The sequence below is a fragment of the Thalassovita taeanensis genome (assembly GCF_900110775.1).
In the GTDB taxonomy this organism is placed as follows: domain Bacteria; phylum Pseudomonadota; class Alphaproteobacteria; order Rhodobacterales; family Rhodobacteraceae; genus Litorimicrobium; species Litorimicrobium taeanense.
Window position 1 is genome coordinate 208,837 of sequence record NZ_FOEP01000006.1, and the last position, 14,214, is coordinate 223,050.

At 64.5% G+C, this 14,214-nt stretch carries 15 protein-coding genes; 1 reads left to right on the top strand and 14 read right to left on the bottom strand.

Annotated features, from left to right (window positions below):
- Positions 1 to 2 precede the first annotated feature (2 nt).
- Complete coding sequence (locus BSF79_RS10700) at positions 3 to 797, top strand: ATP-binding protein (RefSeq protein ID WP_090269929.1); 795 nt, start codon at positions 3 to 5, stop codon at positions 795 to 797.
- Positions 798 to 891: 94 nt separating this feature from the next.
- Here BSF79_RS10700 and BSF79_RS10705 read toward each other — a convergent pair whose 3' ends face one another.
- The 14 genes from BSF79_RS10705 to BSF79_RS10770 form a co-directional block, all read right to left on the bottom strand.
- Positions 892 to 2,121 (bottom strand): LysM peptidoglycan-binding domain-containing protein, encoded by a 1,230-nt coding sequence (locus BSF79_RS10705; protein WP_090269930.1) that lies wholly within the window; start codon positions 2,119 to 2,121, stop codon positions 892 to 894.
- Between the two features lie 79 nt (positions 2,122 to 2,200).
- Positions 2,201 to 2,857: a protein-L-isoaspartate(D-aspartate) O-methyltransferase gene (locus tag BSF79_RS10710; RefSeq protein WP_090269885.1), complete on the bottom strand. Its 657-nt coding sequence runs from the start codon at positions 2,855 to 2,857 to the stop codon at positions 2,201 to 2,203.
- Positions 2,854 to 3,636 (bottom strand): 5'/3'-nucleotidase SurE, encoded by a 783-nt coding sequence (surE, locus tag BSF79_RS10715; RefSeq protein WP_090269886.1) that lies wholly within the window; start codon positions 3,634 to 3,636, stop codon positions 2,854 to 2,856. The genes BSF79_RS10710 and surE overlap by 4 nt, the downstream gene beginning before the upstream one ends.
- 77 nt (positions 3,637 to 3,713) lie before the next feature.
- Positions 3,714 to 4,352, bottom strand: a complete 639-nt coding sequence (locus BSF79_RS10720) for an SDR family NAD(P)-dependent oxidoreductase (protein ID WP_090269887.1) — start codon at positions 4,350 to 4,352, stop codon at positions 3,714 to 3,716.
- A 70-nt stretch (positions 4,353 to 4,422) separates the two neighbouring features.
- Entirely contained in the window at positions 4,423 to 4,989 is a 567-nt protein-coding gene (locus BSF79_RS10725) for a DUF2199 domain-containing protein (protein ID WP_090269888.1), read from the bottom strand.
- 61 nt (positions 4,990 to 5,050) lie between these two features.
- Positions 5,051 to 5,320, bottom strand: coding sequence for a hypothetical protein (locus BSF79_RS10730; protein WP_090269889.1), 270 nt, complete (start codon positions 5,318 to 5,320; stop codon positions 5,051 to 5,053).
- 256 nt (positions 5,321 to 5,576) lie between these two features.
- Complete coding sequence (purF, locus tag BSF79_RS10735) at positions 5,577 to 7,058, bottom strand: amidophosphoribosyltransferase (RefSeq protein WP_090269890.1); 1,482 nt, start codon at positions 7,056 to 7,058, stop codon at positions 5,577 to 5,579.
- A gap of 190 nt (positions 7,059 to 7,248) precedes the next feature.
- Positions 7,249 to 7,803, bottom strand: coding sequence for a CvpA family protein (locus tag BSF79_RS10740; RefSeq protein WP_090269891.1), 555 nt, complete (start codon positions 7,801 to 7,803; stop codon positions 7,249 to 7,251).
- A 27-nt stretch (positions 7,804 to 7,830) separates the two neighbouring features.
- The gene (gene radA / locus BSF79_RS10745) at positions 7,831 to 9,195 is read right to left on the bottom strand and encodes a DNA repair protein RadA (protein ID WP_090269892.1); all 1,365 of its coding nucleotides are present in this window, start codon (positions 9,193 to 9,195) and stop codon (positions 7,831 to 7,833) included.
- A gap of 43 nt (positions 9,196 to 9,238) precedes the next feature.
- Entirely contained in the window at positions 9,239 to 9,676 is a 438-nt protein-coding gene (locus tag BSF79_RS10750; protein WP_090269893.1) for a paraquat-inducible protein A, read from the bottom strand.
- Positions 9,677 to 9,785: 109 nt separating this feature from the next.
- Positions 9,786 to 10,532, bottom strand: a complete 747-nt coding sequence (locus tag BSF79_RS10755) for an ABC transporter ATP-binding protein (RefSeq protein WP_090269894.1) — start codon at positions 10,530 to 10,532, stop codon at positions 9,786 to 9,788.
- The gene (locus BSF79_RS10760; protein WP_090269895.1) at positions 10,529 to 11,311 is read right to left on the bottom strand and encodes an MlaE family ABC transporter permease; all 783 of its coding nucleotides are present in this window, start codon (positions 11,309 to 11,311) and stop codon (positions 10,529 to 10,531) included. The genes BSF79_RS10755 and BSF79_RS10760 overlap by 4 nt, the downstream gene beginning before the upstream one ends.
- Positions 11,308 to 12,351, bottom strand: a complete 1,044-nt coding sequence (gene alr / locus BSF79_RS10765) for an alanine racemase (RefSeq protein WP_090269896.1) — start codon at positions 12,349 to 12,351, stop codon at positions 11,308 to 11,310. The genes BSF79_RS10760 and alr overlap by 4 nt, the downstream gene beginning before the upstream one ends.
- A gap of 153 nt (positions 12,352 to 12,504) precedes the next feature.
- The gene (locus BSF79_RS10770) at positions 12,505 to 14,022 is read right to left on the bottom strand and encodes a replicative DNA helicase (protein ID WP_090269897.1); all 1,518 of its coding nucleotides are present in this window, start codon (positions 14,020 to 14,022) and stop codon (positions 12,505 to 12,507) included.
- Positions 14,023 to 14,214: the final 192 nt, after the last annotated feature.

The window sequence follows — 14,214 nt, forward strand, 5'->3', positions numbered from 1 at the left end:
GGATGGCCCCGGCGCCGCTGAAGGCCCCGGATTTCGCCGCCGCTGATGCTTTTGTGTGGCATGTGGAGCCGGACCGCCTGGAACCCGTTACGCGGGTCAGCCGGGTGGCACTGGACCTGCTGATCGGGGTTGACCGGTCGCGTGATACGCTGCTGGCCAATACGGTGCAGTTCGCGCGCGGATTGCCTGCGAATAACGCGCTACTGTGGGGCGCACGGGGCATGGGGAAATCCAGCCTTGTGAAGGCGGTCCATGCCGAGGTGCGCCGTCAGGGATTGCCGCTGAAAATCGTCGAACTGCAACGCGAAGACCTGCCCAGCGTGGCGCGGCTGCTGAACCTTCTGCGCGACAGTGATGCGAGCTTTGTGCTGTTCTGCGACGATCTGAGCTTTGGCCACGACGATCAGCACTACAAAAGCCTGAAGGCGGTGCTGGATGGCGGGATCGAAGGGCGGCCGGAAAACGTGGTGTTCTATGCCACGTCGAACCGCCGCCACCTGATGCCGCGCGACATGATCGAAAACGAGCGTAGCAGCGGTATCAACCCCTCTGAGGCGGTTGAGGAAAAGGTGTCGCTTAGTGATCGTTTCGGGCTGTGGCTGGGGTTCCATCCGTGCACGCAGGACGATTATCTGGACATGATCCACGGCTATTGCGCGGCCCACGGCGTCGAGGTGGACGAGGCCGAGCTGCGCGCCGAGGCGATCGAGTGGCAGGCCACGCGCGGGTCGCGGTCGGGCCGGGTGGCGTGGCAGTTCTTTACCGATCTGGCCGGGCGCAAGGGCGTCAGCCTTTAACCACTCGGATCGGGGTTTGGCAGCGCGCTCGCTGGCATTCACATTTTCCAAATATCCCCGCCGGAGGCCTTTGGGCGCGCGGCGGGGCAGAGGCTTATTGCAGGTACGGCGTCGGGTCGACGCTGTCGAAGCCGTTGCGCACTTCAAAATGCACATAGTTCGACTTGCCTTCGCGGATTTTGGCAATGCTCTGTCCGCGCGCGACGGTGTCGCCCTTCTTGACGGTGATGCCGTCCACATTGGCATAAACGGTCAGCAGGTTGTCAGGGTGCTTGATCACAACAATCGGGATCTGGTCGGCATCCGAGGTGATGGCGGCAACCGTGCCCGCAGAGGCGGCTTTGACGGCGGTGCCAGAGGCGGCGGAGATGTCGATGCCGTCATTCTTGCCCTTGGCATAGTCGCGGATGATGCCGCCCTGAACCGGCATGGCCATGCGGGCCTTGCTGGCGGTTTTGGTCTGGGTCTTGCCCAGATCGGGGGCTGCGGGTTTGGGCGCAGCGACTGCGGCGGGTTTGGTGACTTCTTTCGGCAGCGGCTGTGTGGCGCTTGGCGGGGTCGGCGTGGGGGTTCCCTGACCGGGCACCGTGGTTGCTGCGACCGGCGCGACTGCGGCAAGGTTGCGCGTGGGCGCTTGGGCGTCGGGAACCGGGATCAGCAGGTACTGGCCTTCGCGGATGGCGAAATCGGGGCCGAGCCCGTTCCATTCCGCCAGCGCACGCACGGTCACGCCGTACAGCCGCGAGATCGTATAGGCGGTTTCACCGCGTGCCACTTTGTGGCGGATCGGTTCGATCCCGATTTGCGGTGTTGCCCCGGTGGACGTCGGCGATGCGGGGGGCAGCGCGGTGGTTTCGACCGGAGCGGGCGCGGCGTCGTCGATGGCCTTACCGGCGATCGAGGCGATATCGACCGAGCTGGGCGGCTGGATCGGGCCCACGACGGGCGCGCCGGTGGCGGGCGAGGGTTCGGCGACGCGACCGGGCAGGGCCAGCACTTCGTCCTTGCGCAGCGGGTCGTCGGCTTTCATGCCATTGTAGCGCGCCAACTCGGCCGAGTTGACGCCAATGCGGCGTGCCACATCGGTGACGGTATCGCCGCGCCGGGCGACGGCCACCTGATATCCGGGATAGGAAATGATGCCGCGATCGTCGGGGCGCGGGCGCCGTCCGGTGGCGGCGCGGGCCGCGTCCGAAGTGTTGAACGCATTTCCGAAATTACCGCGCAGGTCAAAATCAAGCGGTTCGTCACAGGCGGCCAGAAGGGCAAGCGCCGAACCGGCAAGAACAAGGCGGGCCAGCGGTCTGCGGCGTGTGTGGGTCATCTCGATTTCCTCTGTTACCACCCCTTGTTGGTCGGGGTTTGGTTACCGTCAATGTTATTTACGCGCCAATATTCCCCGGTCAGGTGTCGCGCCCAAGCCCTTCGACAAGGGGCACGAAGCGCACCGGGCGCAACTCGTCATATTCAAATCCGTCTTCGGTCCGGGTGACCCGGATCAGGCTTTGCACTGCGTCGGACTGGCCCACAGGCAATACCATGATACCGCCGATTTTCAATTGGGCCAAGAGCGGTCCGGGGGGGTCTTCGGCGGCGGCGGTGACCAAAATGCGGTCAAATGGCGCCTGATCGGGCAAACCAAAGCTGCCATCGGCGGTGAAAGCGGTGATATTGGCCAGATCAATCGCGGCGAACACCTCGCGCGCTTCGCGGACCAGACGCTTGTGGCGGTCCACGGTATAGACCCGGCGCGCCAGCAGCGACAGGATCGCGGCCTGATAGCCCGAGCCGGTGCCAACCTCGAGCACCTTGTCGCGCGCGGTGACATTCAGGGCTTGCGTCATCAGCCCAACGACCGAGGGCTGGCTGATGGTCTGGCCGCAGGCGATGGGCAGCGGCATGTCTTCGTAGGCGCGGGCGGCAAACAGCCCTTTGATGAAGGCGCCGCGGTCGATGCGTTCCATTGCCGACAGCACACGCCGATCGGTCACGCCTTTGGAGCGCAGGGCGAAGAGGAACTGCATTTTGCGTGTGGCGTCATCATCCGCATCGTCGGTCATTCGATGGCTTTCAGCCGGTCCAGCATATCATGTGCGGTCAGGTCGGCGCGCATCGGTGTGACCGAGATATAGCCGTCAAGATTGACGGCGGCATCGGTATCAGGGGCGGTGGGAATATGCTGTGCGCCGCCCTTGATCCACAGGAATTGCCGCCCCGACGGCGAGCGGTGCGGTTCGACCCCGAAGTGGGTATGGCGGCGGAACCCTTGTGGCACGACGCGGGTGCCTTTGACGGCGGCGGCGGACACCGGCGGGAAGTTGATGTTGTAGAACAGGCGGTAATCTTCGTCATCCTCTGGCGTTTGCGCCAAGAGGTTGCGGATCAGGTCAGCGGCGTGGACCCGCGCGGTTTCGAAGGGATCATCGGACTGAAAATTATCAGGCCCGAGGTATTGCGACAGCGCCATCGAGGGCACGCCTTGCAGGGCCCCCTCCATCGCGCCGCCCAGCGTGCCGGAGTAGAGCGCGTTTTCAGCCGAGTTGTTGCCACGGTTGACGCCTGACAGGATCAGGTCGGGGCGGGCACCTTCGAGCACGTGATGCAGCCCGGCGAGAACGCAGTCGGCGGGGCTGCCTTCGGCGGCGAAACGGCGCTCGCTCAATTTGGCGAGCATCATCGGGTGGGTGTAGCTGATGCAGTGGGCCACGCCGGATTGTTCAAAGGCCGGGGCCACGGTCCAGACCTCGCCTTTTGGACCTGCCAGATCGTTGGCAATGATTGTCAGCGCGGCCAGTCCCGGTGCGTTGATACCGTCGTCGTTGGTGATGAGAATGCGCACCTGTCTGCCCCTGTTTTGCCCTTGGTTCTTAGTAGTGGAGCCGGGCCGGGGGGGCAAGCGCGCAAGCGGCGCTGTGGTCAGAGCGTGGCGAGCAGGCGCAGGGCCTCGTCGCGGGGGGCGATCAGGGGGCTGCGATCCTCGCCGGGGAAGAACCGCGCGCGGTTGGCGCTGGCCAGCGGGCGGGGTTCGAGGATCTGCACGCGGGGGCCGGTCTTGATGGTTTCGGCGGCCCAGCTGCGCGCCAGTTCGATCTGCGCGGCCTTGGTGGCGCCATACGCGCCGAAGAACTTCTGCCCGCCGCGCGGGTCGTCAAAAAACAGCGCGGTGCCGTCTTCGCCCAGCAGGGGGGCGACATAGGTGATCAGTCGGCCCGAGGCGGTGACGTTGCAGGCAACGGACTTGTCCCAATCCTTGGCGTCAATGAATTGTGCGGGGGCCAGCGGGGCGGCGTGGATTGCGGTGTGCGCCCAGAGGTCGACCGTGCCCCAGCGGTCATAGATCGAGCGGCAGAGCTGCGCCATGGCATCGGCGTTGGTGATGTCCATCGGCGCCAGTGTGGCCTGTCCGCCAGCGGCCTGAATGCGGTCGTCCAGCTCTTCCAGCGCGCCGGTTGTGCGGGCGACGGCGACGATGTGATGGCTGTGGCACAGCGCTTCGGCAAGGCCTGCGCCAAGGCCGCGGGAGGCACCGGTGATGAGGGCGATTTTCTGCGTCATGCGGGGTGTTTGCTGCGGTTGGCGCAAAAGGTCAAGAGGCGGCAAAGCGGCGGGCGGGTCTGCGCGTGGTTTAGTCGCGCATCAGGTGCGGGCGGATGTCCTGATCGCAGGCGGCATATAGGTCGAGCAGGTGATCGAACGAGATGCCGAGGGTTTGCGCCTCGCGCAGCGGGCCGTCGTTGGCGGTGATCGTCGGGCGCTGGCCCTTGGCGGGAAACGTCAGCATGCAGGCCGTGGGGGTGGCGGGCGACAGCCCCGGAACCGTGGTGTCGAGCACGCCGGGGCAGTCGGGCAGCGGCGTTTCATCGCCGGTGTCCCAGCTTTCGAGGTAGGCATAGAAGTCAGCGGGATCGAGCCGGACCCAGAGGCTGAGGTGGACGGCGTCATCGCTGCCCTGAAGCGGCAGGGTCAGGACTGCGCGGATCAGGCGGTGATCGCCGTGGCGGCACAGGTCGGGCGCAAGCTGATCCTCGCCGGATTTGACGAAGGGCTGATCGTCGCGCGGGGCATGGGGCCAGCCATCGGGGTGATCAAAGCCGATGTCGAACACGCCCGAAAAGCTTTGCCCGCAACAGGGGCATTTGCGGGCCGGGTCGTTGAAACGACGCCAGCGGGCATCAAGCGCGAGCAGGGACATGGGGCGGCCTTTCGTCAGTGTCGCGCGGCAGGGTAAGGGCGCGCGGCCGGGCGGGCAAGGGTCAGCTGCCGGGCATGGTCAGCGCGGTGACGCTGCTGCCGCGTTGCAGGTGCAGCGTGCCTTCGCCAATGGCGGCCACAATCGCGCCGTTGATCCGGTCGCCGGGGGTGACGCGTTTGACGGCGCCGCGCGCAAGGCGGACGAAGGCGGTTGGCCCGGAGGGCGCGATCACGGTGCCGATCAGGGTAACGCCGGTCAGGGGCAGGGTGTTTTCCTGCGTCGCGGCCTGCGCTGTGGTGGCATTGGAGGGGGCGGGTGTGGATTGGGTCATCTCGGTCCTGATCTGGCCTTGCTGCGCGGAGGCGCGGGGTGGTGGTGGAGCAGGGCGAATGACATGCGGCACGGGGGAGCGAAAGGGGGGCTGTGCGATGGCGGCGGCCGATGGCCGGTGGCGCGCGCGCGATCGGCGGGAGCTTGCCGGGTCTGGGGCCTGTGCGGGGGCATCGGTATAGGGGGGCGTTTGGGCTGGCCTGACGCAGGCGGGCTGCGTCAGGGGAAGCTGCTGAGAGTCAGGCCGAGGCGGGCGGTTATTCCGCCGCCTTCAGCTGAAAGCCTTTTTCGATCATGTCCGAGGGGGCCACCGGGTATTCGCCCGAGAAACATGCGTCGCAATATTGCGGGCATTTGTTGTTGCGGCCCTCGGCCTCGCCCGCGGCGCGGTAAAGCCCGTCAAGCGAGATGAATTTGAGGCTGTCGACGGCCAGATGCTCGCGCATTTCTTCCTCGTTCATCGTGGCGGCCAGCAGTTTTTCACGCTGCGGCGTGTCCACACCGTAGAAGCAGGGCCAGGCGGTGGGCGGGCTGGCGATGCGGAAATGCACCTCGGCGGCGCCGGCATCAAGGATCATTTGCTTGATCTTGCGGCTGGTGGTGCCGCGCACGACGCTGTCGTCCACAAGGATCACCCGCTTGCCACGTATCAGCGCGCGGTTGACGTTGAGCTTGAGCCGCACGCCCATGTTGCGGATCTGCTCGGTCGGTTCGATGAACGTCCGGCCCATGTATTGGTTGCGGATGATGCCCATGGCGTAGGGAATACCGCTTTCCTGACTATAGCCGATGGCGGCGGGGGTGCCGCTGTCGGGCACGGGGCAGACCAGATCGGCGTCAACCGGGGCCTCGCGCGCGAGTTCCACACCGATCTGACGTCGGGTTTCATAGACCGAGCGACCACCAATGATGCTGTCGGGGCGCGAGAAATAGACATGTTCGAAGATGCAAAACCGCGATGGGACGCGGCGGAAGGGGAAGTGGCTTTGCACGCCCCTTTTTTCGTCGATCACGACCATCTCGCCGGGCTCGATCTCGCGGACATAGTCGGCGCCGATGATGTCGAGCGCGCAGGTTTCCGAGCTGAGCACCCAGCCATCGCCGATCTTGCCAAGGCAAAGCGGGCGCACGCCCAGCGGGTCGCGCACACCGATCAGTTTGGTGCGGGTCATGGCGACGATGGAAAACGCGCCTTCGACGCGGCGCAGGGCGTCCTCCATCCGTTCGGGGATGCCTTTTTGCAACGAGCGCGCCATCAGGTGGATGATGCATTCGCTGTCCGACGAGCTTTGGAAGATGGAGCCGCGTTCGATCAGTTCGCGGCGCAGGGCGATGGCGTTGGTGATGTTGCCGTTGTGGGCAATGGCGGCACCGCCCATTGAAAACTCGCCGAAAAATGGCTGCACGTCGCGGATCACGGCGCCTTTGGCCCCGGCGGTGGAGTAGCGCACATGGCCGATGGCGAGCGGCCCCGGCAGGGTTTGCATCAGCGTCGCATTGGTGAAGTTGTCGCGCACATAGCCGAAACGGTGGGCGGAGTTGAATCCGAACTCGGGGTGGTGGCAGACGATGCCGCCGGCCTCTTGTCCGCGATGTTGCAGGGCGTGCAGGCCGAGGGCCACGAAATTGGCAGCGTCGGCCACGCCGAGAACGCCGAAAACGCCACACTCCTCTTTTAGTTTGTCGCCGTCATCGAAGGGGCTGAGGGCGTCAAAGTCGAAAGGATGGGCGGGGGGCATATGCTTGGACAAGGGTGGCTCCGAATCCGTTGGCGGGCAGTTGAGCCTTACATAGGCGCAAGTGGCGCCAGTGTCACGAAAGGATCACAAAACGTGATCGCGGCGGTGGGGCCTGCGTGCGTGAGGCATGAAAAAGGCCGCGCGTGGCGGCCTTTTTTTAAGCGGTATTCGTATGAAATCTGCCCGCGAATTATTTCTCGCAGACACCGACGAGCTGTTCATATTGCTGGGTGATCCAGCCGAGCGCCTGTTCGGGATCGCGGTCCTCGATCTTGCCGGTCATGCGGCCGAAGACCTTGGCCGAGCGGCTGTCATCGACCATGGTGATGTCTTGCGAGGTAACGACCGTTTCGTAGACGAAGAAGGCGATTGCCACCAGCAGGATGCCGCGCAGCACCCCAAAGAGGAAGCCCAGCCCCTGATCCAGCCCGCCCAGGGCCGAGCGCTGCACCAGCGAGGAAAACAACGGGGTGAAGAGCGAGGCAAGCACCAACGCCAGCGCGAACACGGCGGCAAAGGCCGAGATGATCGACAATTCGCAGCTGTCAGAGATGAAATCGCCGACGACGGGGATTTCCTTGACCAGAGGTTGCACTTGCGGCGCGAAGATGAAGGCCAGGACGGCGGCGGCGACCCAGCCCGCGATGGCCAGCGCCTCGCGTACGAGCCCGCGCGAATAGGCCAGCAGGGCCGAGAGAATGATGACCAGCGCCACAACGCCGTCAATGATGGTAAAGCCGTCCATGCGTTTCCCGTCCCTGTTTAGTCGCGCTTATCCGGCGCCGAAAATATCCCCCACGAAGGCGGTCAGATCCCCGTATTGCCGGAGCGTCATTCCACCGTCGCCGCCCGGTTTACCACCTGACGGAGCGATTGCTGTGGTGAAACCAAGTTTTTGCGCTTCTTTCAACCTGTTTTCGGTCTGACCGACCGGGCGTAAGGCGCCCGATAGGCTGATTTCCCCGAAAACCACCGTGTCGGCGGGCAGGGCCACGTCCTCGCGTGCGGAAAGCAGCGCGGCGGCGACGGCCAGATCGGCGGCGGGTTCGGACACTTTCATGCCGCCCGCAACGTTGAGGTAGACATCAAGCCCGGCGAAGGGGATGCCGCAGCGCGCTTCGAGCACGGCGAGGATCATCGCCAGCCGCCCGCCATCCCAGCCCACCACCGTGCGGCGGGGTTGGGAATGCGGGGTGGGGGCGACGAGGGCCTGAAATTCGACCAGCACCGGGCGGGTGCCTTCGATGCCGGAAAACACTACCGATCCGGGGCTGGGCTGGCCACGTTCGGACAGGAACAGCGCAGAGGGGTTGAGCACCTCGGCCAGTCCGGCGCCGGTCATTTCAAACACGCCGATTTCATCCGCCGGGCCGAAGCGGTTTTTCACCGCGCGCAGGATGCGGAACTGGTGGCCGCGCTCGCCCTCGAAATAGAGCACGGTATCGACCATGTGTTCGACCACGCGCGGGCCTGCGATCTGACCGTCTTTGGTGACGTGGCCGACAAGGATCACCGACATATTGCGGCGCTTGGCAAAGGTGGTCAGTTCGTGACAGGCGGCACGGACCTGGCTGACGGAGCCGGGGGCGCTTTCGACGTTGTCGGCCCACATGGTCTGAATCGAATCGATGATGACGAGTTGGGGTTTTTCGGCCTCCAGCGTCGTCAGGATGTCGCGCAGGTTGGTTTCGGCGGCCAGTTGCACCGGGGCCTGTGTCAGATCCAGCCGTTGGGCGCGCATGCGGACCTGGGCGCTGGCCTCTTCGCCGGAAACGTAGATGGTTTTCAGTCCGGCCTGAGCAAAGCGGGCGGCGGCTTGCAGCAGCAGCGTGGATTTGCCGATGCCGGGATCGCCGCCGACAAGGATGGCGCTGGAGGGAACGAGGCCACCACCGAGCACGCGGTCAAGCTCGTTCATGCCGGAATGGGTGCGCGGGGGCGGGGTCTCTTTGGTGGAGAGGTCGGTCAGGTGGACCGAATGGCCGCGCCGCGCGCCGAGGGATTTCGAGGCGGGACCGGCAGAGAGCGGTTTATCCTCGACGATCGAGTTCCATTCGCCGCAGCCGTCGCAGCGGCCGGACCATTTGTTGAATGTGGCGCCGCAGGCGGTGCACGAAAAGCTGTTGGGTTTTGCCATGGGGGAGTGATGCCCCAAGCCGCCGGTCTGTGCAAGCGGGCGCTCAGACGGGGTCGGGATGGCGACGCGCGGTCAGGTGGCTGATCGCCAGCGAGGCCAGGATGCAGGCAGTAAAGAGGTAAAGGCCCCAAGCGGTTTCAATCCGCCCGACGCCGATGCCTTTGGCGATGGTGATATAGAGCGCGATCAGGAAGATATCGGCCATCGCCAGCTTGCCGACAATGGTCAGGATCGGCAGGGTTTTACGGTCAAGCAGGTCGAAGTGGATCAGCGCCAGCCCGAGGGTTTTCAGCATCGGCGCCACGAGGGCAAACAGCGTGACCAGCAGCGCCAGCGCCACATCGGTGCCCCAGAGCGATCGCAGCCCGGAGATGACGCTGATTTCGCTGAGGCCAAACAGTGGCAGCAGCCCGGCGCGCAGCAGCGGCGCGAACCATGCGATGGGGAACAGGACCAGCAGGGCGAGGTTGGCGTATTTCATAGGGGATATTTAGGGGGCGGCGCGGCGCTGTGCCAGAGGCGGCGGTGTTTTTCGCCGGGCCACGGGGCCGCCGCGGTGTGATGCGGGGGCCGAGGCCGTGGGCGGGCGGTTAGCGGACCGCTTCGATCGGGCCTTCGGCGCGGCCGTGGATGAATTGATCAAGGTAGGGATCACCGGAGTCGTCCATCTGGGCGACCGGGCCGGTCCATTTGATCACCCCGTCGTGCAGCATGGCGACGTTGTCGGCGATGGCACGGACCGAGGTCATGTCGTGGGTGATGGTCATGGCGGTGGCGCCCATTTCAACGACGATCTCGCGGATCAGCTCGTTGATGACGCCGGACATGATCGGGTCAAGGCCGGTGGTCGGCTCGTCAAAGAAGATGATTTCCGGCTCGGCGGCGATGGCGCGGGCAAGGCCCACGCGCTTTTGCATGCCGCCCGACAGCTCGGCCGGGTATTTGTCGGCGACGTCGGGTTTGAGGCCGACGCGGCGGAGCTTTTCGATGGCGATCTCGCGCGCCTCGTCCTTGGGGCGTTTGAGGCTGCCGCGCAGCAGGCGGAAGGCAACATTTTGCCAGACGGGCAGCGAATCGAACAGCGCACCGCCCTGAAACAGCATGCCAAACTTGGCCAGAAACGCGTCGCGGTCGCCTTTTTCGACGTTCAACCCGTCGACGGTGATGGTGCCACTGTCGGGGCGCACCAAGCCAAGCACGCATTTCAGCGCCACCGATTTGCCGGTGCCCGAGCCGCCGATGATCACCATCGAGGTGCCCTTGGGGATCGTCAGGTTCACGCCGCGCAACACGCGGTTGGAACCGAAGGCTTTGTGAACGTCGGTAAGCTGGATCATGCGGAGAAAAACAACTCTGTCAGCAGATAGTTGGCGGCGAAGATCAGGACCGAGGCGGCGACGACGGCGGATTTGGTGGCACGGCCCACGCCCTGTGCGCCGCGGCCCGAATTCATGCCATAAAAGCAGCCCATCAGGGCGACGATGAAGCCGAAGGCCGCGCCCTTGATCAGGCCAGAGACCACGTCGAAGGTTTCGAGGAAGTCGATGGTGTTTTTCATATAGGTGGCGGCGTTGAAGTCGAGCCGGGTGATGCCCACCAGATAGCCGCCCATGATGCCGATCACGTCACCGACGCCAACCAGCACCGGCACGGCCAGAGTGGCGGCCAGCACGCGGGGCAGGGTGAGGTATTTCATCGGGTGGGTCGAGAGGGTGACGAGGGCGTCGATCTGCTCGGTCACTTTCATTGTGCCGATCTCGGCGGCGATGGAGGAGGCGACGCGGGCGGCCACCATCAGGCCTCCCAGAACGGGGCCAAGCTCACGCACCATGCCGATGGCGACGATCGAGGGGACCACGGCCTCGGCGTTGAAACGGGCACCGCCGGCGTAGATCTGAAGCGCCAGCGCGCCACCGGTAAACAGCGTGGTCATGCCGACGACCGGCAGGGACAGCCAGCCGATCTGCACCAGCGCGTGCAGGAACTCGCGGCCATAGAACGGCGGGCGCAGCAGGTGGCTGACGGTCTGGGCCGCATAGATCGAGACCTGGCCGATCAGGGCGAGCATCGCCAGTACTTGACGGCCGACTGCAGCAAGGGGGGAGGTGATGTTCATGCGCCTACATAGCGGCGCTGATAGCGCGCGCCCAGAGAGGTGAGAATTTCATAGCCGATCGTGCCCGCGTTATCGGCCAGCGTATCGACGGTCTGACGGTCATTCAGCAGGTCCAGCGATTTGGGATCTTCCGACAGGTGGGTGATGTCCACGGTGATCAAGTCCATCGAGATGCGGCCGCGCAACGGGCAGGCGATATCGTCGGCAAACAGCTGCGTGTTCGGCCCCATGACCCGCAGGATGCCATCGGCATAGCCCGCAGCGACAGTGGCAATGCGGGTGGGCTGCGTGGCGGTCCAGGTGTTGGAGTATCCCACTGTCTCGCCCGGGTCGAGGTCGCGTATCTGTATGACAGGCAGGCTGATTGCAGCGACCGGGCGGGCGGCAGCGAAGGGCAGGCCACCATAGAGGCCGACGCCCGGGCGGGTCAGGTCGAAATGATAATCTGACCCCAGCAGGATGCCACCGGTCGCCGACAGCGAGCGCGGCACATCGCAGCCGTCGGTCATCTGCCGGAACGCGGCCAGTTGTTGCGCGTTCATCGGGTGGTCGGGGGCATCGGCACAGGCCAGGTGCGACATGATCAGCTTGATGTTCTGCGTCAGCGCGATGTCACGCAGGGCGGCCCATTCTCCGGGTTCCATCCCCAGCCGGTTCATGCCGGTGTCAAGCTGCACGCCGAATGGGTGGCCCGGCAGGGCCTCGACATGGCGCAGCATCTGGTCGATGGAATTGAGCATTGGCACCAGCGACAGATCATGGATCATGTCGGTATCGCCCGGCATATGCCCTGAAAACACACAGATTTCCGGCCCCGGCCCCAAGGCTTGGCGCAGTTCGGCGCCTTCCTCGGCCAGGGCGACAAAGAACTTGCGCGCGCCCGCGCGTGCCAGCGCCCGTGCGACGCGCCCGGCGCCCAGGCCATAGCCGTTGGCCTTGACCACAGCGGCGGTTTCCACCGTCGTGTCCGACGCGGCATTCAGCGTCCGCCAGTTTGCGGTCAGGGCCTCAAGGTCGATCGTTAATGTCGCGGTGCTCATGGATTTGTTTTGACAGGTCCGCCCCCGAGGTCAAGGGCATTCCGTGCTCTTTCATTTTGCCAAAATATACGCGGGCGGAAGGTTTATCCCCTGCCGACTGTGGAAGTTTGGGGGGCGACGCCCCCCGTGCCCCGCCCGCCGCAGGCGAAGGCCTCAGAAATCGCCCTCTGCCCCCTGTTGCCAGGCTTTGACCAGATTGCCGAACTTGGTGAAGCGCCCTTCGAAGCTCAGGTCCACCGTGCCGATCGGGCCGTGACGCTGCTTGCCGATGATCAGTTCGGCCTTGGCGTGCAGGCGTTCCATTTCGTCCTGCCAGGCGGCCATCTTCTCAAGCTCGTGATCGCCGGGCTTTTCACGCTCTTTGTAATATTCCTCGCGGAAGACGAACATGACCACATCGGCGTCCTGTTCGATCGAACCGGATTCACGCAGGTCGGACAGCTGCGGGCGCTTGTCTTCGCGGTTTTCGACCTGACGGCTAAGCTGTGACAGGGCGATCACCGGGATGTTCAGCTCTTTGGCGATCGCCTTCATGCCCATGGTGATTTCCGAGATCTCGTTGACCCGGTTTTCGCTTTTTCCTGCGGCGCGGCACAGCTGAAGATAGTCGATCACCAGCAGGTCCAGCCCGTGGGTCCGTTTCAGGCGACGTGCCCGGGCCGCCAGCTGACTGATCGGCAGGGCGGGCGTGTCGTCGATGAACAGCGGACAGGATTCGAGCGATTTCGCGGCCTCGACGAAGCGGCGGAATTCGGTTTCGGTCATGTCACCGCGGCGGATCTGTTCCGAGGGCACTTCGGCCGCTTCGGACAGGATCCGCGCCGCCAACTGCTCGGCGCTCATCTCGAGGCTGTAGAAGCCGACGACACCGCCCTGAACCGCGCCTTCGCTTCCGTCCGGGCGGGTGCCGCGCTTATAGGCTTTGGCGACGTTGAAGGCGATGTTGGTGGCCAGCGAGGTTTTGCCCATCGACGGGCGACCGGCCAGAATCAGCAAGTCGGACGGGTGCAGCCCGCCAAGTTTCTTGTCGAGATCGCTTAGCCCGGTGGAAATCCCCGCCAGCCCGCCGTCGCGTTGATAGGCGGCATTGGCGGTTTGCACGGCTTCAGTCACAGCCTTGAGGAACGAAACAAAGCCGCTGTCGGTCTTGCCCTGCTCGCTGAGTTTATACAGCGCCTGTTCGGCCTCGACGATCTGCTCTCTGGGTTCCGAGGCGACATCGACCTTGGCGGCCTTGCTGGAAATGTTGTTGCCCAGACCGATCAGCTCGCGCCGGATCGCCATATCATAGATCATCTGCGCGTAATCACGCGCCGCATAGGCCGAGATGGCCGCCCCCGCAAGACGCGCCAGATAGGCCGGGCCGCCAAGCTCTTTCAGCCCCTCGTCATCCTCAAGAAACGCCTTGAGCGTGACCGGGGAGGCGAGGTTGTTCTTGGCGATCCGCGCGGCGGCCACCTCATAGATGCGGGCATGTACCGGCTCATAGAAATGCGCCGAGGTGATGATCGCGGCGACGCGGTCATAGATGTCGTTGTTGGTCAGGATCGCACCCAGAAGCTGCTGCTCGGCCTCGATGGAATGCGGCATGGGATCGGCGCTTCGCGTCTCGGGCGTGGTGGCCCCGGTTGTGCTGAGCGCGGTGGTGCTGAGCGTGGCAATCTCGTTCATTTTGTTCCCGTCCCTTTGGCCGTCTGTCATAGGAAATGCGACGCGTCAGGGCAAATTGTATGTTTCTGGGGATAAGCTGTGGGCATCCCGTACCACACCATATCATGTCTGAAGCGGGGGCTTTGCGTCAATATATATGACGGCCTGCCGCATCCCCTTGTGGAGTTACGGCAGGTTACCGCGCAGCGCCCG